The following is a 20,043-nucleotide window of genomic DNA, read 5'->3' on the forward strand; positions in this document are numbered from 1 at the left end:
GCCTGTGCAGTCGAGGTCCCGTCCGGTTCCGGGCGGGACCTCGCCGTTTCAACGCACGTAGCTCTTGAGGATCTCCGTGTCGAGTTCGATGCCGACCGGGTCGGGGAGGACCAACGTCTCGCCGAACTTCGTGACCCGGGCGTCCCGGTAGCCGCCTACCCGACGGTCCGGGCTGCTGTGCACCGTGACTGTGCGGTTGTCACGGTCGATCAGCAGGTACAGGGGGATTCCGGCCTGTCCGTACGCGGCTGGCTTCTCGTGCCGGTCCGGTCGGTCGGTGTCCGAGTCGTACGAGGTGACCTCGACGACCATGAGTGCTCCGGCCGGGTCGGCCCATTCGCCGTGTCCCGCGAAATGAGCCTCGGGCGCGATCACGGCGTCCGGCCGCGCTCTGCTCTGCCGGTACGCGTCGACGCGGAGGCCTCGCGCGTGGTAGAGGTCCAGGTCCGGCCGGGCTTGCATACAGCGCTTGGCCAGCCAGGACACGATGGTGTCGTGATCCCCGTCGGTCACTCGTTTGACCCCGATCCGTCCGTCGATGAACTCCAACGTGACGGTCTCGGGGGCGGTGGACGCGATCGTTTCGAACTCGTCCACCGACATCTGAGACGTGTGCTCGGCCATAACCGTCATGTTGCACCTCCTCCCAGGCGCGGACCAGCGTTTCGGGGCGGCGGCGCTCCCGGGCCGCCTTTCGCGGCCAGACACACGTACGAGTGACTCTTGCGCGAGATTACGTAGCTACGTAATCTCGTACGAGTGGAGCAACTGGAAGAACGTGTGGCCGATCTCGAACGGCGGCTAGCCGCACTGGAAGCCACCGACCGGTCCGCACCTCGCCCCAAGGAGGGCGACCTCTGGGCCCTGGAGCGGCTGAAGGAGCAGCTCGCCGAGCTGGGGGCGGCAGCCGGAGGGGTGCTGTTCACCGGCTCCGTGCGCCTGCCGACCGGGGAGCAGTACGCCTGGCAGCACGGCGCCCTGACCGAGGGCCTGCTGGAGGCCGACTGGGCCGAGGCCGCCGAGGCCTTCGCCGCGCTCGGTCATCCCGTCCGGCTGCGGCTGCTGCGCGAGATTCTCGGCGGCCGGCGCACCGCCGCGGAGCTGGCCGAGCTGGACGAGGTGGGCACGACCGGCCAGGTCTACCACCACCTCCGCCAGCTCACCGGCGCCGGCTGGCTGCACACCACCGGCCGGGGCCGCCACGAGGTGCCGGCGGGGCGGGTCGTACCGCTGCTGGTGGCGCTCTCGGCGGCCCGGGGCTGACCGGCGGAAACGGTGCGATCCGAGCCGGTCGGGCCAGACCGGCCCAGCGCGACCAGCTCAAGGCCAGACCAGCTCAAGGCACGACCAGCTCAAGGCCAGATCAGCTCAAGGCCAGATCAGCTCAAGGCACGACCAGCTCAAGGCACGACCTGATCAAGATGCGACCTGATCAAGATGCGAGCAAGGTCCGATCAAAGTGAGACCAGGGGGAACCATGTCCGCACGCAAGCTAGCCATGATCACCTTCCGGGCGCTGCAACTGGGCTTCATCGCCCTGGTGACCGCCCACATCGTCTTCGACTTCGGGTATCCGGGATGGTGGAACTTCCTGCCGCTGGCCTCGGCCTTCGTGCTGATCACGGTGGTCAACCGGTGGGGCGGTGCCCCGGACGCCCCGCGCGCCGCACGTGAACCCGTCGAGGTCCGCCCGCCCGTCACCGGCCGCTGGTCCGCGCTGAACAGCCCCGCCGACCGCACCCCCAGCCACGGCGTCCACGCCTACGGCCAGACCTTCGCCATCGACCTGGTGGCGGAGCCGGAGCCAGGCGCCCGCCCCGGCTTCCGCGCCCTGTGGCCGATCGCCCGCCGCAGCCGCGACTTCCCGGCGTTCGGCGCCCCGCTGCTCGCGGTCGCCGACGGCACGGTGGTCCGGACCGACGACACCCAGCGCGACCACCTCAGCCGCAACTCGCTGCCCGCGCTGCTGTACCTGATGCTCGTCGAGGGCTCGGTCCGCGAGATGGGCGGCGTCCGCCGGATCGTCGGCAACCACCTGGTGCTGGACCTCGGCGACGGCACGTACGCCATGTACGCCCATGTGCGGCGCGGTTCGTTCGCCGTCCGCGAGGGCGACCGGGTGCACGCCGGCCAACTCGTGGCCCGGTGCGGCAACTCCGGCAACTCCACCGAACCGCACGTCCACTTCCAGCTCATGGACGGCCCCGACCCGGACACCGCCCGGGGCGTCCCCTTCACCTGGCACGGCGTCGGCGTCCCGCGCAACGGCGAGGTCTTCGACGTACCCGAACCGGCGGACCACGCCTCCCACAACGGCTGTTAGCTTCGTCGGACAGTCGCGGAACCGGTGGGGCAGCCGAGGGCCGCGTACGGGAAAACGGGGGAGCGATGCGGGTTCCGGACGGTGTGCGCAAGTCCGTGAACGTCGTGCTGTGTCTGGCCGCCGTCGTGGCGATCGGCTGGAGCGGCCGCGAGATATGGCGGGTGTGGGACGGCAGGCGGCAGATCGACGAGGCCTGCGCGGGACTCGTCCCGGCCGGGCGGGTGCTGGCGCTCTCCCCGGCCGGCGGCAGGATCACCCACCGCGACGCCGCCGAGGGCGTGATCGACCTCGGCGCCGGGACCGCGCAGGACTGCGAGCTCTTCAGCACCGAGGCCGGGGAGAAGGACGGCGAGGAGCGAGGCGGGCGGTGGTTCTTCACGGGCGCGGTGGGCGTGCTGCCGGCGGACCGCCCCCTGATCGCCGACGGTCCGCTGGAGGACCTCGTCGACAGCTACGGCGGCCCCACCCACCCCGACCAGCCGCTCGGCGGCGGCATCGCGGGGTGGGTGACGGAGTCCGGCGTCGTCGTCCAGCTCCCGTGCGCCGAGGGCCGGCTGAACGGCCGGGCGGTGACGGCCCTGTGGGCACGGGCGTCCCTGCAGAGCCCCGGGCGGCGGTTCACCGACGACGGCCAGCTCGGCGCGCACGACCGCGACGTCCTCGCCGAGACCGCCGTGATCACCGCCAACAACCTCGCCGGGCGGCTGGGCTGCGCCGGCCGGCTGCCCGACCCCCCGCAGGACGTCCCGGCGCTGCCCGAGGGCCCCGTTCCGGCGGCGCGTGCCGAGGGCACCTGCGCCTGGTACGGCAAGGCCGGTTTCGCCCGCCGGGAAGGATTCCCGGACCAGGTCGTCGAGAGCCGCACGGACGACCGGCTGTGGGACCAGCGGTGCGGCCTCGTACTCAGTGAGAGCCGGGCGAGCGCGCTCTACCTGACCGAGGGGAGCGAGCACCACGTCAGCCGCCCGGAACGCCCCGGCCGGTGGTTCGTCTCGCTGCACACCTACGCCGGCGAGGAGGCGAAGACCCTCCTGCTCACCAGCACCAACCCGCGCGAGGACCCCGAGCCCGCGACGCCCGGCCGGGCCGGACGCAGTACCGAGGACCCGATCTGGTGGGCGTCCTCCGTCTGCGACGGGAAGCCGCAGATCCACACCATGACCGTCTCCCTGGGGTACCACAGCATCATGACCCCGCGGATGGCGCAGGTCTTCCGCGCCTACGTCACCGACGTGACGGACCGCCGCCACTGCACGGACCTGGTATTTCCCGAGAGCGCCGCCTTCCGCGCCGACTAGGCTCGCCGCCATGCCGCCCGCCAGGAAACGCCCCCGCGCCTACGATCCCGCCCGCACCCGCACCGCCGTACTGGCCCAGTTCGGGAACGTGCGGGCGGCCGTCCGCACCCTCACGCCCGAACAGCTCGCCCGGCCGACCCGGCTCGGCGACTGGACCGTGCGGGAGCTGGTGGCGCACATCGGGACGGCCCTGACGGCGGTGGACCGGCTGCTCGGCGAGCCCGAACCCGTACGGCAGGACGGGCACCTGCTCGACTGGCCGTTCGCGATCGCCGCCGACGCGGACGCCATCGCCGCCACCGCCCGGCGCCTCGCGGCCGAGCACCCCGACCCCGACGCCCACCTGGCCGAGGCCGAGCGGCGCTTCACCGGCCGCCTCGACACCCACCCCGGCACCCGCCTGCTGCCCACCAGCGCGGGCGCCCTGCCGCTCGCCGACTACGTCGTCACCCGCACCGTCGAGCTGGTCGTCCACACCGACGACCTGAACGCCGCCGTGCCCGGCCTCGACGTGCCGTACGACCGGCAGGCCCTGGCCGCCGCGACCCGGCTGCTGGCCGACGCGCTCGCCGCGAAGGTGCCCGGCGGCTCGACGGAGGTGCGGATCCCGCCGTACGCCGTCGTGCAGTGCGTCGAAGGCCCCCGGCACACCCGCGGCACCCCGCCCAACGTCGTCGAGACCGACCCGCTGACCTGGGTCCGGCTGGCCGCCGGGCGGCTGGCCTGGGAGGACGCCGTGGCCGGGGCGAAAGTGAGCGCGAGCGGGGAGCGGGCCGACCTCGGAGGGCTGCTGCCGCTGCTCACCTGAGCAGGGGGGAACCAGATCCTCCGCGCCTCCGTCGAATGGGCATGTACAGGCAGAAGCAGCAGCGCAGCAGGACCCTGACCGTGACGGCAGTCGCCGCGCTCGTGCCGCTCGCGGCGGCCTGCGGGAGCGAGAAGGCCGACGGCGGCAGCGGCTTCGCCGGTGCCGGCAAGCCCCTCACCGGCGTGCGGTGGAGCATCGACAGCGTCACCGTGGACGGCACCACCCACCAGGCCCCCGACGCGGCGCGGGTCCGGATCGACGACAGCGGCGAGGCGGAGGGCAGCACCGGCTGCAACACCTTCAGTGCCCGCGCCGCCGTCGACGGCGAACGCGTCCGGATCAGCGACGCCATGTTCACCGAGAAGGCCTGCGAGAAGACGCCCGTCGACTTCGAGAAGTCCCTCGGCCGCACCCTCACCACCGGACCGCTCACCACCGAGGCCGAGGGCGAGCGACTGACCCTGACGACCTCCTCCGGCGACACCGTCCGGCTCAGCAGGCAGCCGGACGCGCCCCTGTACGGCACGAAGTGGACCGTCACCGTCCCGGGCCGGAAGGACACGGCGGGCCGGAAGGACACGGCAAGCCGGAAGGACACGGCGGGCCGGAAGGGCAGCGCCCATCTCGCCTTCGACCGGGACGCGAAGACCGTCTCCGGCCGCCTCCCCTGCAACCACGTCAACGCCGCGGCCACCGTCAGCGACGGACATATCACCCTCGGCACCCCGTCCACCACCCGAATGATGTGCGAAGGCTCACTCATGGACGCCGAGAAGCGGATACTGCGCCTCTTCGACGGCCGGGTCGACTACCGGATCGATCAGGAAACCCTCACGCTGACCAGCGAAGACGGCACCATCGTCCGAGCCACGGCCGACCAGTGATCCACTCGTGAGCCCATGTCCCCAATTCGGACCAGTGGTCGATCTCGCCTACACTCGGAGACGTGCCACGTGGTGACGGTCGACTCAATCACGATCTGCTTCCCGGCGAGAAGGGCCCCCAGGACGCTTGTGGCGTCTTCGGTGTCTGGGCCCCGGGCGAAGAGGTCGCAAAGCTCACGTACTTCGGGCTCTACGCCCTCCAGCATCGGGGCCAGGAATCCGCGGGAATCGCGGTCAGCAACGGCTCCCAGATCCTCGTCTTCAAGGACATGGGCCTGGTTTCCCAGGTCTTCGACGAGACCTCCCTCGGTTCACTCCAGGGTCACATCGCGGTCGGTCACGCCCGCTACTCGACCACCGGTGCCTCCGTGTGGGAGAACGCCCAGCCGACGTTCCGTGCCACCGCGCAGGGCTCCATCGCGCTCGGGCACAACGGCAACCTCGTCAACACCGCCCAGCTCGCCGAGCTGGTCGCCGACCTGCCCAAGCAGGACGGCCGCTCCACGCGGGTCGCGGCGACCAACGACACCGACCTGGTCACCGCGCTGCTCGCGGGCCAGGTGGACGACGACGGCAAGCCGCTGACCATCGAGGAGGCGGCCGGCAAGGTGCTGCCCCAGGTGCGCGGCGCCTTCTCCCTCGTCTTCATGGACGAGCACACCCTCTACGCCGCCCGTGACCCGCAGGGCATCCGCCCGCTGGTCCTCGGCCGCCTCGAGCGCGGCTGGGTGGTCGCCTCCGAGTCCGCCGCCCTCGACATCTGCGGCGCCAGCTTCGTCCGGGAGATCGAGCCGGGCGAGTTCGTCGCCATCGACGAGAACGGCCTGCGCACTTCCCGATTCGCACAAGCGAAGCCCAAGGGCTGTGTCTTCGAGTACGTGTACCTGGCCCGCCCGGACACCGACATCGCCGGCCGCAACGTGTACCTCTCGCGTGTCGAGATGGGCCGCAAGCTGGCGAAGGAGGCCCCCGCCGAGGCCGACCTGGTCATAGCGACCCCGGAGTCCGGCACCCCCGCCGCCATCGGCTACGCCGAGGCCTCCGGCATCCCGTTCGGCGCCGGTCTGGTGAAGAACGCCTACGTCGGCCGCACCTTCATCCAGCCCTCGCAGACCATCCGCCAGCTCGGCATCCGCCTGAAGCTGAATCCCCTGAAGGAAGTCATCAAGGGCAAGCGGCTGGTCGTCGTGGACGACTCCATCGTCCGGGGCAACACCCAGCGGGCCCTGGTCCGCATGCTCCGCGAGGCCGGCGCCGCCGAGATCCACATCCGGATCTCGTCCCCGCCGGTGAAGTGGCCCTGCTTCTTCGGCATCGACTTCGCCACCCGCGCCGAGCTCATCGCCAACGGCATGAGCGTCGACGAGATCGGCACCTCGATGGGCGCCGACTCCCTGGCGTACATCTCCATCGACGGCATGATCGAGGCGACCACCATCGCCAAGCCGAACCTGTGCCGCGCCTGCTTCGACGGCGAGTACCCGATGGAGCTTCCCGACCCCGAGCTGCTCGGCAAGCAGCTCCTGGAGACCGAGCTGGCCGCCGGGCCCGCAGGTACGGCCGCCGCCGACGCCATCCGTCGCCCGTAGCCGTCCGCCTTCCTGGCCTTCCCGCCGTACGACACAAAGGTTCTCATCGTCATGCCTGACACAACTGGTGCCAGCTACGCAGCCGCCGGCGTCGACATCGAGGCGGGCGACCGCGCCGTCGAGCTCATGAAGGAGTGGGTGAAGAAGTCCCGGCGCCCCGAGGTCCTCGGCGGCCTCGGCGGCTTCGCCGGTCTCTTCGACGCCTCCGCCCTCAAGCGCTACGAGCGCCCCCTGCTCGCCTCCGCCACGGACGGCGTCGGCACCAAGGTCGACATCGCGCGGCAGCTCGGCGTCTACGACACCATCGGCCACGACCTGGTCGCCATGGTCATGGACGACATCGTGGTGTGCGGCGCCGAGCCGCTCTTCATGACCGACTACATCTGTGTCGGCAAGGTCCACCCCGAGCGCGTCGCCTCCATGGTCAAGGGCATCGCCGAAGGCTGTGTGCTGGCCGGCTGCGCCCTGGTGGGCGGCGAGACGGCCGAGCACCCCGGCCTGCTCGGCGAGAACGACTTCGACGTCGCCGGCGCCGGTACGGGCGTCGTGGAGGCCGACCGGCTGCTGGGCGCCGATCGCATCCGCAAGGGTGACGCGGTCGTCGCCATGGCAGCCTCCGGTCTTCACTCGAACGGGTACTCGCTCGTCCGCCACGTCCTCCTGAACGAGGGCGGCCTGTCACTGGACGCCCACCTCGACGGACTCGGCCGCACCCTCGGCGAGGAGCTGCTCGAGCCCACCAAGATCTACTCCCTGGACTGCCTGGCCCTCATGCGCACCACCGAGGTCCACGCCTTCAGCCACGTCACCGGCGGCGGCCTCGCCGCCAACCTGGCCCGCGTGGTCCCCGACGGCCTGCACGCCGTCGTCGACCGCTCCACCTGGACCCCGGGCGCGGTCTTCGACCTCGTCGGTACGACGGGCCGGGTGGAGCGCCTGGAGCTGGAGAAGACCCTCAACATGGGCGTGGGCATGATCGCCATCGTCCCCGAGGAGTCGGCGGACGTGGCGCTGGCGACCCTGGCCGACCGCGGCGTGGACGCCTGGGTGGCCGGTGAGATCACCGACCGCGGCGACCACGGAACCGGCGCCGCCCTCGTCGGTGACTACGCCGGCTGAGACGACGGCCGTACGGGTGATGACGACCGTGCGGGTAGCACAGAACCCGGTCGGTGACGTGAGTCACCGACCGGGTGAGTGTTCAGTGCAGGGTCAAGCGCCGCGTCGCTGTTGCGGGGACTGGCCGTCCTCGTCCTGGTCGTCGTCCCCATAGAGGTCGGCGTACCGTGCGTACACGTCATCGTCCTGCTCATCGTCCTCGAATTGCTCGCCGTTAGGCGGTTGCGGATTCGATGGCGATGCGCCCAGCTCCTCGGCCAGGCGGGAGAGATCAGTCCCACCGCTGTTGTACTTCAGCTGGCGGGCGACCTTCGTCTGCTTGGCCTTGGCCCGGCCGCGCCCCATGGCTCGACCCCCTCAACGACGGGGCTCGACGGCCCCAGAGTCTTGACACGCGTTCATGGTCCGGAACGGGCTCTCCGTGGAGAGACCGGTCCGTAGGGCTTCCACGGTACCTGAGCCCACGCCCATACGGTACGTCGCCCGCAGGACGTGGCTACGCCCAGGACCTTCGAGGCACCCTGTCCTCGCTGGTCAACGGCGATTTTAACCACCTTTCGACGGTCGACCCGCCGGGATAAGTGAGAGTTCTCTCTAACTGCCCCCCGACGGGTACCGGTCAAACCTGCCAAGACCGCTCCCGACCAGCACGTGATCACCGCGGGATCACCGCGCGATCACCGTCGGGTACGTGCCTCCGCCATCCGCTGCTCGGCGATCCGGTCGGCCGCCGCGGCCGGCGGAATACCGTCTTCCTTCGCACGTGCGAATATGGCCAGTGTGGTGTCGTAGATCTTCTCGGCCTTCGCCTTGCACCGGTCGAAGTCGAAGCCGTGCAACTCGTCGGCGACCTGGATGACACCGCCGGCGTTCACCACGTAGTCCGGCGCGTAGAGGATCCCGCGGTCGGCGAGGTCCTTCTCCACACCGGGATGGGCGAGCTGGTTGTTGGCCGCGCCGCAGACCACCTTGGCGGTCAGTACCGGCACGGTGTCGTCGTTCAGCGCGCCGCCGAGCGCGCATGGGGCGTAGACGTCCAGGCCCTCGACGCGGATCAGTTCCCCGGTGTCGCGGACGGCCGTCACGTCACGGTGCCGCTCGGTGACACGCCGTACGGCCTCCTCGCGCACGTCCGTCACGAGGACCTCGGCGCCCTCCGCCACGAGGTGGTCGACCAGGTGGTGGCCGACCTTGCCGATGCCGGCGATGCCGACCCGCTTGCCGCGCAGCGTCGGGTCGCCCCACAGGTGCCGGGCGGAAGCGCGCATGCCCTGGTAGACGCCGAACGCGGTGAGCACGGAGGAGTCGCCCGCGCCGCCGTTCTCGGGGGAGCGGCCGGTCGTCCAGCGGCACTCGCGTGCCACGACGTCCATGTCGGCGACGTACGTACCGACGTCGCACGCGGTGACGTACCGGCCGCCGAGCGAGGCGACGAACCGGCCGTAGGCGAGGAGCAGCTCCTCGCTCTTGAGCTGCGCCGGGTCGCCGATGATCACGGCCTTGCCGCCGCCGTGCTCGAGGCCGGCCATGGCGTTCTTGTACGACATCCCGCGCGCCAGGTTCAGCGCGTCGGCGACGGCGTCCGCCTCGCTCGCGTACGGGTAGAAGCGCGTACCGCCGAGCGCGGGGCCCAGGGCGGTGGAGTGGAGGGCGATGACGGCCTTGAGACCGCTGGCACGGTCCTGGCAGAGCACGACTTGCTCATGACCTCCCTGCTCCGAGTGGAACAGGGTGTGCAGTACATCAGCAGGTGCGCCGGTTACGTCGGTCACGGTGGTGACTCCTGTGTAGTTGCGGCGGGTGGAGACGGTCCCCGTGCGGGTGGCGGGGACTCCGGCATGAGATTAGAGCCTGGCGGTGGCCGCCCGCCGCACAGTGCTCAGGATCACCTCCGCACGGAGTACGGGCGTGGGACGATTTGCAGAGATTCCCGCGCGTTTGTGATCGGCTGCCGCAGGTTTTCGAAGCGGTGCGCGGGGGAGGGAGCAGGCGTGCCCAAGGTGTCCTCGGTGATCGTCCCCTACGCGGCGTACCTGCGGGTGTACGAGCCGCTGGCCGCCTTCCCGGAGGAGGAGCGCGGCCACTGGACCCGGTACGCCCGCCGCACCGACCTGCCCTCCTACCAGGACGAGCTCCGCCGCTCCCTGGCCGACCTGCTGCCCACCCCGCCCGTGGCGGTGCCGGTGCACGAGAGCGCGGACGCCTTCGTGACCGAGGTCGACGGCGTGGTCTGCGTCTGCCCCTGGCGGACCCGGCTGCGCGGCTGGCAGGCGCTCGGGGAACTGGCCGAGGACTTCCCGGAACCGGTGCTGGACGCCCTGATCCCGCCGGTCGTACGCCGCGAGAGCACCCAGGACTACGAGCGGTGGCTGGAGCGCAACCCGGACGCCCGCCCCTGGATCCGCACCGCGACCTGGCAGGTGCCGATCAACTGGTTCGTGCTGGTCTCCGACGCGGAGCGGGAGTACGACGGGGGCGGCGACGGCGAGGGGGCCCCCGCTCCGGTGCTGCGCTACCGGACGCCGATGGTGCAGGCCCGCCGACGCGTGGCCCGGGGCCTGCGGGCGCTGAAGGAGGCCATGGACGAGGGGCCGCTCATCGACGGCCTGGTGGACGTGGGGCGCTGGCTGGAGGAGTTCCACCCGCGCTCACTGGTCGAGCTGGACTACGGCGGGCTCGTGCACGCCCTGCCGGCCGGTGAGTTGGAGGAGGACCACTCCGCGGCGGACGTGGCCGAGGGCATCGAGGCGCTGCGGCACGGCGACGGGGCCACGGCGGGGGCCGCGTACGGGCGGCTGGTGGAGCGCTGGCGGGCGGTCCGGGACCGGCGGTCGGCGAACTGACGTTTGACGTACCGCCCGATGTGGGGTTTCGTCTTCCGATCCGACATGTGCCCGGTGTGGGCTGATGTTCTCTCAACAAGGGACGTAGGTCCCGATCCGGGCGTATGCGTCAAGCGTGACGGACCGCACGTACATCACTCTTGCGCCCCTTCCCCCTCCTCGTGCCAAAATAGGACAAGGAGCCCAGGGAGGGCTCCTTCCGTCCTGCTGTGGTGCACTGTGGGCGGAATCTCCGCATTGCATGCTTTGGGGGGGGTCTCGTGATGGGTCTGACGACCCCTGAGCGTCCTGTGACTGATCGTCACAGGGGCGTGACTGTCCGCTATGGCATGGTCCATCGGCTTCCGTCGGTGATGAACACCTGGGAGGGCAATTCCATCGGTTTGGCCGACGCGGCTGGACAGATGGTGTAGTTGTAGTGCCGAGGACAAGCCGTTCGTCCTATAACCGACTCGACTCGCGTCCGCCATTTCGGGCAACGCGGGTCAAGGTGCAGAATTTAGAGGAAAGAACCGAGAAGGTTCGGTTCTCCCGAGGAGGCCGCTCATGACCGCTCGCACCCCTGATGCCGAGCCGCTGCTGACCCCGGCTGAGGTCGCCACCATGTTCCGCGTCGACCCTAAGACGGTCACGCGCTGGGCGAAGGCCGGCAAGCTCACGTCGATCCGCACGCTCGGCGGGCATCGCCGCTACCGCGAAGCCGAGGTCCGCGCTCTGCTCGCGGGCATTCCGCAGCAGCGCAGCGAGGCCTGAACAACTGAATAACCGGGCAAAACGGCAGGTCCCCCAACCCGCCGAGGCGCCCGGAACCACAGCTCCAAACGGTGCCGCTCCTGCCCCAACAGGGGTGCGTCGTGGATCGCGCTGGACTCCGCCGGGTCCAGCGCGATTTTTCTGTGTCCGGAGCCGTACCTGGCGAGGGCTGTGGACCGACTCTGTGAGCGGCCTTGTCGGAGTCTGGGGAGGGGTGTCGGATCGGCTGTGCACGAGCCTGGGAAGGTGGTGCAATTGCACATATTAAATTGACTGGTTGTAGGGGAGTCGTAAGTGCCACGGTTTCAAAAACTCATGCGGTGACACCCGTCACACAGCGCGGTCCTTGTTGGCTCTGGCATATGTGCGCTAGTGGAGGCGTGGCCTCCAGCAGGTCTGCATGGCACGGGCGTTGGGGCCGGCGGCGTTCACGCGGTCGGTGCGCTCCCGCCCCCGGTGCCCTCTTGACGGCCCGTCGGAGATTGCGGGGCGGGCGAGTCCAGCGCCAGCCGCAGCAGCCGGTGGCAGATCGGGCAGTGCCGCGTCAGGTGGCGGTACGACGAAGCGGCCGACAAGTGCGCGCGGAGCAGGGCTCGCGTCTCGTGCCTGACCGATGCCGCCATACGCCGCCTCCAGGGGTCGCACGGAGAACGTGCCCTGTCTTTGGAGTACCGAGCGAATGTGACGCCGTCAAGGCCGCGAGAGGGCCGCTGAGGGCTTCTGGGGGGCGTGCGGCGGGGCGCGCCGGGGGAGTCGCCGGAGAGGGGCGCACGCGAGGCGAACACAAGGAAGGCCCGCACCGATCGGTGCGGGCCTTCCTGCTGCGGTCCTGACGGGATTTGAACCCGCGGCCTCCACCTTGACAGGGTGGCGAGCACTCCAAACTGCTCCACAGGACCAGGATTTGCGGCGCCCACGCGACGGAGTCGCTCATGGATTCTGCTGCGTTGCGCTGCGAGAAGAGACTCTACAGGAGGGTGGGCCCCTGGGCGAACTCACCCTCCGTGCGCGCCTCGTCACGCGGTCCGCTACGGCGTGAGCGCGTCGATCGCCTTCACGATCCGCTTGTCGGAGACGGGGTACGCCGTGCCCAGGGCGTGCGCGAAATAGCTGACCCGCAGCTCCTCGATCATCCAGCGGACGTCCAGGACCTGCCGCGGAACCGGCCGCCCCTGCGGCATCTGCTCCAGCAGCCACGCGTACTCGTCCCGCATCTCGTGGACCTTCTCCATCCGGGAGGTGTCCCGCTGGACGCCGGTCGGCATCTGCTGCAGCCGCCGGTCGGCGGCGACCAGGTAGCGCAGCAGGTCCGGCAGCCGCCTGATGCCCGCCTCCGTGACGAAGCCGGGCTTCACCAGCGCGTCCAACTGCCCCCGGACGTCCTGGAGGTTCGCCAGCAGCGCGGGGCTTCGTACGGCCTTCAGGCGGCGTTCACAGGCCTGCCAGGCCGCCAGCACCTGCTGCACCTGACCCACCGTCCGGACGGTCGTGTCGACGATCTCCGCGCGGACCTTGTCGTAGAGCTTCCGGTACGACTCCTCGTCCCACGCCGGACCGCCGAAGTCCGCGATCAGTTGGTCCGCCGCCGCGGTCGCGCAGTCCTCGAACAGGGCCTGGATCGAACCGTGCGGATTCGCGGACAGATGCAGCTTCTGCTGGTTGGTCAGCTTTTCGGACGCGAACTTCGCGGGACTGACCGGGATGTTGCGCAGGATCAGTCGGCGCGTGCCCTTCCACATCGCCCGCTCCTGCTCGGCCTCGGTGTCGAAGAGACGTACGGAGACGGTGTTCGCCTTCGGCCCGTCGTCGACCAGCGCCGGGTACGCCTTCACCGGCTGACCCGCCCGCCGCGTCTCGAACACGCGGGACAGCGTGCCGATCGTCCAGTCCGTCAGCCCGGCGCGTTCCAGGGACTCACCGCCACTGCGCTCGGCGGTGGCCGCCGCGGCCTGCGAGAGGGCCTTGCGCGCCTTCGGCCTCAGACGCAGCTTCAGGGCCTCCAGGTCCTTGTCCTCGGCCAGTTGGCGGCGCCGTTCGTCGACGATCCGGAAAGTGATCTTCAGGTGGTCGGGGACCCTCGACCAGTCGAAGTCCTCCGCGTCGAACGGCACCCCCACCATGCGCTTCAGCTCCCGCGCCATGGTCACCGTCAGCGGCTCCTGGAGCGGCACGGCCCGGTCCAGGAATGCCTGCGCGTAGTTGGGGGCGGGCACGTAGTGGCGGCGGATCGGTTTGGGCAGGGACCGGATCAGCTCCGTGACCACCTGCTCCCTGAGGCCCGGGATCTGCCAGTCGAAGCCCTCGTCGGTGACCTGGTTGAGCACCTGGAGCGGTACGTGCACGGTCACGCCGTCGGCGTCCGCACCCGGCTCGAACTGGTACGTCACCCGGAACTTCAGCGGCCCCTGTCGCCAGGAGTCCGGATAGTCGTCCTTGGTGACCGCACCCGCCTTCTCGTTGATGAGCATCTCGCGCTCGAAGTCGAGGAAGTCGGGCTGCTCATGCCGCTTGTGCTTCCACCACGAGTCGAAGTGCGCTCCCGAGACGACGTGTTCGGGCACCCGCTGGTCGTAGAAGTCGAACAGCGTCTCGTCGTCGACCAGGATGTCCCGGCGCCGCGCGCGGTGCTCCAGCTCCTCGACCTCGGTCAGCAGCCTGCGGTTGTCGGCGAAGAACTTGTGGTGCGTACGCCAGTCGCCCTCGACCAGGGCGTTGCGGATGAACAGCTCGCGGCTGACCTCCGGATCGATCCGCCCGTAGTTCACCTTGCGCTGGGCCACGATGGGCACGCCGTACAGCGTGACCTTCTCGTACGCCATCACCGCCGCCTGGTCCTTCTCCCAGTGCGGCTCGCTGTGGGTGCGCTTGAGGAGGTGCCCGGCGAGCGGCTCCACCCACTCGGGCTCGATCTTCGCGTTGACGCGGGCCCAGAGGCGCGAGGTCTCCACCAGCTCGGCGGACATCACGAAGCGCGGGGGCTTCTTGAAGAGCGCCGAGCCCGGGAAGACCGCGAACTTGGCGCCGCGCGCGCCCAGGTACTCGTTCTTCGCCGTGTTCTTCCCACCCTCGCCCCCGGCCGTCTTCACGTCCTTCATGCCGACGTGGGAGAGGAGACCGGCCAGCAGCGACACGTGGACGCGGTCGTCGGGGGCGGTGTTGTCCTCGTCGCCTGGATGGAGGCCCATCTGCCGGGCGACCGTGCGCAACTGCGTGTAGATGTCCTGCCACTCGCGGATCCGCAGGAAGTTGAGGTACTCCTGCTTGCACATCCGGCGGAAGGACGACGAGCCCCGCTCCTTCTGCTGCTCGCGGACGTACCGCCACAGATTGAGGAAGGCCAGGAAGTCGCTGGACTCGTCCTTGAAGCGGGCGTGCTGCTGGTCCGCCTGGGCCTGCTTGTCCGCCGGGCGCTCCCGCGGGTCCTGGATGGACAGCGCCGCCGCGATGACCATGACCTCGCGGACACAGCCGTTCTTGTCGGCCTCCAGGACCATCCGCGCCAGCCGCGGGTCCACGGGAAGCTGGGCCAGCTTGCGCCCGGTGTCGGTGAGTCGCTTGCGTACGTCCTTCTGCGCCGGGTCCAGCGCGCCCAGCTCCTGGAGGAGCTGCACGCCGTCGCGGATGTTGCGGTGGTCCGGCGGGTCGATGAACGGGAACTTCTCGATGTCGCCGAGGCCGGCCGCGGTCATCTGCAGGATGACGGAGGCGAGGTTCGTACGGAGGATCTCGGCGTCCGTGAACTCCGGCCGCGCGGCGAAGTCGTCCTCGCTGTACAGCCGGATGCAGATACCGTCGCTGGTCCGCCCGCAGCGGCCCTTGCGCTGGTTGGCGCTGGCCTGCGAGATCGGCTCGATCGGCAGCCGCTGCACCTTGGTGCGGTGGCTGTACCGGGAGATCCGGGCGAACCCGGGGTCGATGACGTACTTGATGCCCGGGACGGTCAGCGAGGTCTCGGCGACGTTGGTCGCCAGAACGATCCTTCGGCCGGTGTGCTGCTGGAAGACGCGATGCTGCTCGGCATGCGAGAGCCGGGCGTACAGCGGCAGCACTTCAGTGAATCTGTACCTCTTCTTCTCCAGCGCGTCCGCCGTGTCCCGGATCTCCCGCTCACCGGAGAGGAAGACGAGGATGTCGCCCTTGCCCTCCCCCATCAGCTCGTCGACGGCGTCGGTGATCGCGGTGATCTGGTCCCGGTCGGCGTCGTCCCCGTCCTCTTCGAGGAGCGGCCGGTACCGGACCTCCACCGGATACGTCCGGCCGCTGACCTCGATGATCGGGGCGTCGCTGAAGTGCCGGGAGAACCGCTCGGGGTCGATCGTCGCCGACGTGATGACGACCTTCAGATCCGGCCGCTTCGGCAGCAACTGGGCGAGGTAGCCCAGCAGGAAGTCGATGTTGAGGGACCGCTCGTGGGCCTCGTCGATGATGATCGTGTCGTAGGCGCGCAGCTCGCGGTCGGTCTGGATCTCGGCGAGCAGGATGCCGTCCGTCATCAGCTTGATGAAGGTGGACTCCGGGTTCACCTGATCGGTGAACCGCACCTTCCAGCCGACGGTCTCACCGAGTGGCGTGTCCAGCTCGTCCGCCACCCGCTCGGCGACGGTGCGGGCGGCGATCCGCCGCGGCTGGGTGTGCCCGATCATGCCGCGGACACCGCGTCCCAGCTCCACACAGATCTTCGGGATCTGCGTGGTCTTCCCGGACCCGGTCTCACCGGCGACGATGACGACCTGGTGATCACGGATGGCCTCCGCGATCACGTCCTTCTTCTGGCTGACGGGCAACTGTTCCGGGTAGCTGACGGCGGGCACACGTGCCCGGCGCTCACCGATGCGCTGCTCGGCCTTGGCCACTTCCGCCTCGATCTCGGCGAGAACGGCGGCGCGGGCCTCCGGCTTACGGATCTTCCGCGCACCCTCGAGCCTGCGGCCGAGCCGGTGCGCGTCGCGCAGGGAGAGCTCGGTCAGCCGGGGGGCGAGGGTGCCGAGGGCGGGGGCGGGGTGCGTAGACATACGGGTTCCAGGATCTCATCCCCGCCAATTTCGTGGCGAACGATTTCCGTCCGGCCGAGCCGGCCGTCCCCTGACGACACGAAACCCCCGTCGACGATCTCGACGGGGGTTGAATGTGGCTGGGGCCGGGGTCGAACCGGCGACCTATCGCTTTTCAGGCGATCGCTCGTACCAACTGAGCTACCCAGCCGCGAGGTTTCACGTGAAACCTCAGCGGTCCTGACGGGATTTGAACCCGCGGCCTCCACCTTGACAGGGTGGCGAGCACTCCAAACTGCTCCACAGGACCAAGCTTCGTACGACAGTGTCGCACACCGTACTGCGTGCCCCCAACGGGATTCGAACCCGTGCTACCGCCTTGAAAGGGCGGCGTCCTAGGCCGCTAGACGATGAGGGCTATCGGCCCGCCTGGGCGCTTCGCAGCGCGTCGGGGACGTGAGAAGCATATGGGATGGCGGGAGGTATCGCCAAAACGGTTTACGGAGGGCCGGGGGTCGGGCCGCTCGGGGCGGCGCCCGAGGGGCCCGTGCCGGTGGGGGAGGGGCCCGTACCCGTCGGGGACGGGGTCGCCCCCGGCTGGTTCTCCTTGGGCAGGTGGCGGCTGACCTCGGCCGTCGTCAGGCCCAGGCCGCCCAGTTGGATCTCGTCCCAGGCCTGGAGGCGCCGGCTGTCCCGGTCGAAGTAGAGGATCGACGCCTGGATCGGGTCGGGGTGCTCCCCCTCGACCGCGCGCAGGCCGCTGCCGCCGGTGGAGCCCTCGATGCGCAGGCGGGTCCCGTACTTCATGACCTCCATGTCCTCGCGATGGACGTGACCGGCCAGGACCAGCGGCACCTCGCCGTCGACCTCCCGGGCCGCCGACGGTTCGTGGGCGACGGCGACGTCCACGGGGGTGCCGGCCGCGCTCTGGTCGCGCAGGGCGGAGGCCAGGCGGGCGCCGGCCAGTTCCTGGGAGGCCTCGGCGCCCTCCGGCTTGGAGCGGTCGGGGGTGAACTGCGGGTCGCCGATGCCGGCGAAGCGCAGGCCCGCGACGGTGCGGGCCCGGCCGTCGTCCAGGACGTGCGCGTTCCTGAGGCCCTCCAGGTACTCCTGGGTGGCGCGGGAGTCGTGGTTGCCGCGAACCCAGACGTACGGGGCGCCGAGGTCCTCGACGGGGTCCAGGAAGCCGTTCTCCGCGGCCGTGCCGTGGTCCATCGTGTCGCCCGAGTCGACGATCACGTTCACCTTGTACTGCTCCACCAGCGAGGCGATGATCTTCCAGCTCGCCGGGTTCAGATGGATGTCCGACACGTGCAGGACGCGGATCGTGGTCGGATCGGGCTGGTAGGCCGGGAGCGTGGAGGTGGCGTCGTAGAGCTTGGTCACGTTCGTCACCAGGCGTGCCAGCTCCTTCTGGTAGACGTCGAACTCCGTGACGATGCTGCGCGCGTTGCCCACGAGTGAGGGCGCGGAGGAGAGCAGGCCGGAGAACTTCGGTTCCAGGACGGAGTCGGGGTTCCAGGTGGCGTACGCGGTGCCGCCGGAGGCGACCAGGAGGGTGAGGGCGAGGCCGCCGGCGGCGAGGGCGCGCCGGGGGCGCCGGTAGACGGCGAGGCCCAGGGCGGTGGCACCGGTGACGACGGCGACGCAGGAGCGGACGGCCAGGTCGAGGGTGCCGTGTTCGACGTCCCGGGCGACCTCGTCCTGGAGGCCGGAGAGACGTTCGGGGTGGTCGACGAGGGTCTGGGCGCGGCCGGGGTCGAGCTGGTCGACGTTGACGTCGAGGCGGACCGGGGCGACGTGGCTGTCGAGCTGGAGGGCGCCCAGCGGTGAGACGTTGATCTTCGTGCCGCCGGTGAGCGACGGGCGCAGGGTCATCGTCGTGTTCATGGGGCCGACCGGGACGCGGACGTCGCCCACGATCAGCAGACCCAGCCAGGCCCCGAGCAGGACGACGGCGACGAGGCCGACGGCGCGGGTCCAGGGGCGCGACCGGGGGGCGAGTTCGGCAGCCGGGGACGTCCGGCGGGCGCGGTGGCGGCGGATGAGGGCGCGCGGGGCGTTGCGAATGGGGTTCATCACCTCGGCCAGGACGTGCGGGGCTGCGGCGGGGACGCGGGCCATTGGTCCCGTATGCCCATGGCCCCGGGCGGATATGCGGGTGACGCCCTCCGGCTGCCGGACGTGAGGGGAGGCGCTGCTGGGGAGCGGTGGGAGCGGTGGGAGCGGTAGGAGCGGTGGGGTGCGTGTGGGGCGGCTGGGGGCGGTCGTGTCGAGGACTGTGTCGAGGGCTGTGCCGTATGCCACGGTCGTACCTGACAATGGGCCTGTGCTGGAGATGACGCGCGAGGAGTTCGAGGAACTGGTCGCCGAGGCCCTGGACCGGATCCCGCCGGAGCTGACGCGGCTGATGGACAACGTCGCGGTGTTCGTCGAGGACGAACCGCCGACGGACGATCCCGAGCTGCTCGGGCTGTACGAGGGGACGCCGCTGACCGAACGCGGGGAGTGGTACGCGGGCGTGCTGCCGGACCGGATCACCGTCTACCGCGGGCCGACGCTGCGGTTCTGCGAGACGCGTGAGGACGTCGTCGCGGAGACGGAGGTGACGGTGGTCCACGAGATCGCGCACCACTTCGGGATCGACGACGCGCGGCTGCACGCGCTCGGGTACGGGTGACGCGCTCGGGTACGGGTGACGCGCTCGGGTACGGGTGACGCGCTCGGGTCAAGGTCCGCGACCCGTGGCGCGTGTCCTCTTGTGGGTGACGGGAGTTGGGCACGGCGACTCCCTGAACCCCGGAGGTGGCCGCCCGTGCGCCCCTTGTACGTTCCCGTCCGTCTGGCCGCCGCGGCCGTGGCCGTCGCCGCCACCGCCGGCTGCATGAGCATCGGCGACGACGCGTCCGGCGGGGGCGCGAGGCCGTCGCACTCCGCCGGGGAGCGTGGCGGCGCGGTGCCCGAGGGCGGCCCCGCGGTGACGGGTGGGAACGCCGGGTACGACGCGGCGGCGGCCGACGAGGACCGGCGGCGCGGCAAGGGCAAGAAGGGCGAGGGCGACGGCGAGGACGACGGGAAGGGCGAGGGCAAGGACGGGAAGGAGGCCGGCAAGGGGAAGGAACCCACCCCGTCCGCCCCGCCGCCCGCCCACCCGACCGGGGCCCCGCCGCCCAAGGGCGGGGACGACGAGCCGGACGCCACCCGTACACCGCCCGCGGAGCCCACCCGGACGGCCGAGCCGGAGCCGACGCCGCCCCCGGAGCCGCCCTCGTCCCCGACGCCGGAGCCGACGGCGGCGGAGCCGTCCGCGTCGGCGCACGAGCCTCCGGGGACGCAGTTGGCGCAGCGGGAACCGGCACCCGAGGCCGGGGCGCCGGCGTAGCACGAGCAGGGGCGCATGAGGGCTCAGGCGTGGGCTGACAGCCCGGCTGAGCT

At 70.6% G+C, this 20,043-nt stretch carries 17 protein-coding genes and 4 tRNA genes; 11 read left to right on the forward strand and 10 right to left on the reverse strand.

Annotation, left to right across the window (positions count from 1 at the left end; genetic code table 11):
- Positions 1–48: 48 nt before the first annotated feature.
- Positions 49–633: a Uma2 family endonuclease gene (locus B1H29_RS19465; protein ID WP_055421994.1), complete on the reverse strand. Its 585-nt coding sequence runs from the start codon at positions 631–633 to the stop codon at positions 49–51.
- Between the two features lie 147 nt (positions 634–780).
- Between B1H29_RS19465 and B1H29_RS19470 the strand changes: the two genes are divergently transcribed.
- From B1H29_RS19470 to purM, 7 genes are all read left to right on the forward strand, one after another.
- Positions 781–1,263 carry an ArsR/SmtB family transcription factor gene (locus tag B1H29_RS19470; RefSeq protein ID WP_055421993.1) on the forward strand — a complete coding sequence of 161 codons (483 nt, stop codon included), beginning with the start codon at positions 781–783 and terminating at the stop codon, positions 1,261–1,263.
- Positions 1,264–1,477: 214 nt separating this feature from the next.
- Positions 1,478–2,323 carry a M23 family metallopeptidase gene (locus B1H29_RS19475; RefSeq protein WP_055421992.1) on the forward strand — a complete coding sequence of 282 codons (846 nt, stop codon included), beginning with the start codon at positions 1,478–1,480 and terminating at the stop codon, positions 2,321–2,323.
- 65 nt (positions 2,324–2,388) lie between these two features.
- Entirely contained in the window at positions 2,389–3,621 is a 1,233-nt protein-coding gene (locus B1H29_RS19480) for a hypothetical protein (RefSeq protein ID WP_055421991.1), read from the forward strand.
- Between the two features lie 10 nt (positions 3,622–3,631).
- On the forward strand, positions 3,632–4,429 hold the full coding sequence (locus B1H29_RS19485) for a maleylpyruvate isomerase family mycothiol-dependent enzyme (RefSeq protein ID WP_055421990.1): 798 nt from the start codon (positions 3,632–3,634) through the stop codon (positions 4,427–4,429).
- Positions 4,430–4,470: 41 nt separating this feature from the next.
- Positions 4,471–5,313: an META domain-containing protein gene (locus tag B1H29_RS19490; RefSeq protein WP_055422174.1), complete on the forward strand. Its 843-nt coding sequence runs from the start codon at positions 4,471–4,473 to the stop codon at positions 5,311–5,313.
- Positions 5,314–5,375: 62 nt separating this feature from the next.
- A complete protein-coding gene (purF, locus tag B1H29_RS19495) occupies positions 5,376–6,902 on the forward strand; it encodes an amidophosphoribosyltransferase (protein ID WP_055421989.1) in 1,527 nt (508 codons plus the stop codon).
- Positions 6,903–6,953: 51 nt separating this feature from the next.
- Entirely contained in the window at positions 6,954–8,021 is a 1,068-nt protein-coding gene (gene purM, locus B1H29_RS19500) for a phosphoribosylformylglycinamidine cyclo-ligase (protein WP_055421988.1), read from the forward strand.
- A 93-nt stretch (positions 8,022–8,114) separates the two neighbouring features.
- Here the strand turns inward: purM and B1H29_RS19505 are convergent, their stop codons facing one another.
- Together B1H29_RS19505 and B1H29_RS19510 are read right to left on the reverse strand one after the other, a co-directional pair.
- Positions 8,115–8,366: a DUF3073 domain-containing protein gene (locus tag B1H29_RS19505; protein WP_055421987.1), complete on the reverse strand. Its 252-nt coding sequence runs from the start codon at positions 8,364–8,366 to the stop codon at positions 8,115–8,117.
- A gap of 332 nt (positions 8,367–8,698) precedes the next feature.
- Positions 8,699–9,793 (reverse strand): Leu/Phe/Val dehydrogenase, encoded by a 1,095-nt coding sequence (locus B1H29_RS19510; RefSeq protein WP_055421986.1) that lies wholly within the window; start codon positions 9,791–9,793, stop codon positions 8,699–8,701.
- Between the two features lie 219 nt (positions 9,794–10,012).
- On the opposite strand from B1H29_RS19510, the gene B1H29_RS19515 reads away from it, so the two are divergent.
- Positions 10,013–10,864 carry a hypothetical protein gene (locus B1H29_RS19515; RefSeq protein ID WP_055421985.1) on the forward strand — a complete coding sequence of 284 codons (852 nt, stop codon included), beginning with the start codon at positions 10,013–10,015 and terminating at the stop codon, positions 10,862–10,864.
- Positions 10,865–11,410: 546 nt separating this feature from the next.
- Positions 11,411–11,617, forward strand: a complete 207-nt coding sequence (gene bldC, locus B1H29_RS19520) for a developmental transcriptional regulator BldC (RefSeq protein WP_003949541.1) — start codon at positions 11,411–11,413, stop codon at positions 11,615–11,617.
- A 428-nt stretch (positions 11,618–12,045) separates the two neighbouring features.
- On the opposite strand, the gene B1H29_RS39395 is transcribed toward bldC, so the two are convergent.
- The 7 genes from B1H29_RS39395 to B1H29_RS19555 all read right to left on the reverse strand — a co-directional run bounded on the left by B1H29_RS39395 (position 12,046) and on the right by B1H29_RS19555 (position 18,732).
- Positions 12,046–12,240, reverse strand: coding sequence for a DUF6274 family protein (locus B1H29_RS39395; protein ID WP_079160320.1), 195 nt, complete (start codon positions 12,238–12,240; stop codon positions 12,046–12,048).
- 201 nt (positions 12,241–12,441) lie between these two features.
- Positions 12,442–12,516, reverse strand: a tRNA-Asp gene (locus tag B1H29_RS19530).
- Between the two features lie 129 nt (positions 12,517–12,645).
- On the reverse strand, positions 12,646–16,629 hold the full coding sequence (hrpA, locus tag B1H29_RS19535) for an ATP-dependent RNA helicase HrpA (protein WP_055421984.1): 3,984 nt from the start codon (positions 16,627–16,629) through the stop codon (positions 12,646–12,648).
- A gap of 116 nt (positions 16,630–16,745) precedes the next feature.
- Positions 16,746–16,819 (reverse strand) — tRNA-Phe (locus tag B1H29_RS19540).
- A gap of 24 nt (positions 16,820–16,843) precedes the next feature.
- A tRNA-Asp gene (locus B1H29_RS19545) sits at positions 16,844–16,918 on the reverse strand.
- A 35-nt stretch (positions 16,919–16,953) separates the two neighbouring features.
- Positions 16,954–17,026: transfer RNA gene (locus tag B1H29_RS19550), tRNA-Glu, on the reverse strand.
- A gap of 80 nt (positions 17,027–17,106) precedes the next feature.
- Positions 17,107–18,732: a metallophosphoesterase family protein gene (locus B1H29_RS19555; RefSeq protein ID WP_055421983.1), complete on the reverse strand. Its 1,626-nt coding sequence runs from the start codon at positions 18,730–18,732 to the stop codon at positions 17,107–17,109.
- Positions 18,733–18,937: 205 nt separating this feature from the next.
- Here B1H29_RS19555 and B1H29_RS19560 point away from each other — a divergent pair, with 205 nt between their 5' ends.
- Together B1H29_RS19560 and B1H29_RS19565 are read left to right on the forward strand one after the other, a co-directional pair.
- Positions 18,938–19,288 carry a metallopeptidase family protein gene (locus tag B1H29_RS19560; protein ID WP_055421982.1) on the forward strand — a complete coding sequence of 117 codons (351 nt, stop codon included), beginning with the start codon at positions 18,938–18,940 and terminating at the stop codon, positions 19,286–19,288.
- A gap of 135 nt (positions 19,289–19,423) precedes the next feature.
- The gene (locus tag B1H29_RS19565) at positions 19,424–19,990 is read left to right on the forward strand and encodes a hypothetical protein (RefSeq protein WP_055421981.1); all 567 of its coding nucleotides are present in this window, start codon (positions 19,424–19,426) and stop codon (positions 19,988–19,990) included.
- Positions 19,991–20,043 lie beyond the last annotated feature (53 nt).

It is taken from the genome of Streptomyces pactum (assembly GCF_002005225.1).
Lineage (GTDB): Bacteria > Actinomycetota > Actinomycetes > Streptomycetales > Streptomycetaceae > Streptomyces > Streptomyces pactum_A.

Bases quoted from the DNA above. Each gene is read 5' to 3' on its own strand.
- B1H29_RS19465 (WP_055421994.1), bottom strand. From the start codon at position 633: ATGACGGTTATGGCCGAGCACACGTCTCAGATGTCGGTGGACGAGTTC.
- B1H29_RS19475 (WP_055421992.1), top strand. From the start codon at position 1,478: ATGTCCGCACGCAAGCTAGCCATGATCACCTTCCGGGCGCTGCAACTG.
- B1H29_RS19480 (WP_055421991.1), top strand. From the start codon at position 2,389: ATGCGGGTTCCGGACGGTGTGCGCAAGTCCGTGAACGTCGTGCTGTGT.
- B1H29_RS19485 (WP_055421990.1), top strand. From the start codon at position 3,632: ATGCCGCCCGCCAGGAAACGCCCCCGCGCCTACGATCCCGCCCGCACC.
- B1H29_RS19490 (WP_055422174.1), top strand. From the start codon at position 4,471: ATGTACAGGCAGAAGCAGCAGCGCAGCAGGACCCTGACCGTGACGGCA.
- purM (WP_055421988.1), top strand. From the start codon at position 6,954: ATGCCTGACACAACTGGTGCCAGCTACGCAGCCGCCGGCGTCGACATC.
- B1H29_RS19505 (WP_055421987.1), bottom strand. From the start codon at position 8,366: ATGGGGCGCGGCCGGGCCAAGGCCAAGCAGACGAAGGTCGCCCGCCAG.
- bldC (WP_003949541.1), top strand. From the start codon at position 11,411: ATGACCGCTCGCACCCCTGATGCCGAGCCGCTGCTGACCCCGGCTGAG.
- B1H29_RS39395 (WP_079160320.1), bottom strand. From the start codon at position 12,240: ATGGCGGCATCGGTCAGGCACGAGACGCGAGCCCTGCTCCGCGCGCAC.
- hrpA (WP_055421984.1), bottom strand. From the start codon at position 16,629: ATGTCTACGCACCCCGCCCCCGCCCTCGGCACCCTCGCCCCCCGGCTG.
- B1H29_RS19555 (WP_055421983.1), bottom strand. From the start codon at position 18,732: ATGGCCCGCGTCCCCGCCGCAGCCCCGCACGTCCTGGCCGAGGTGATG.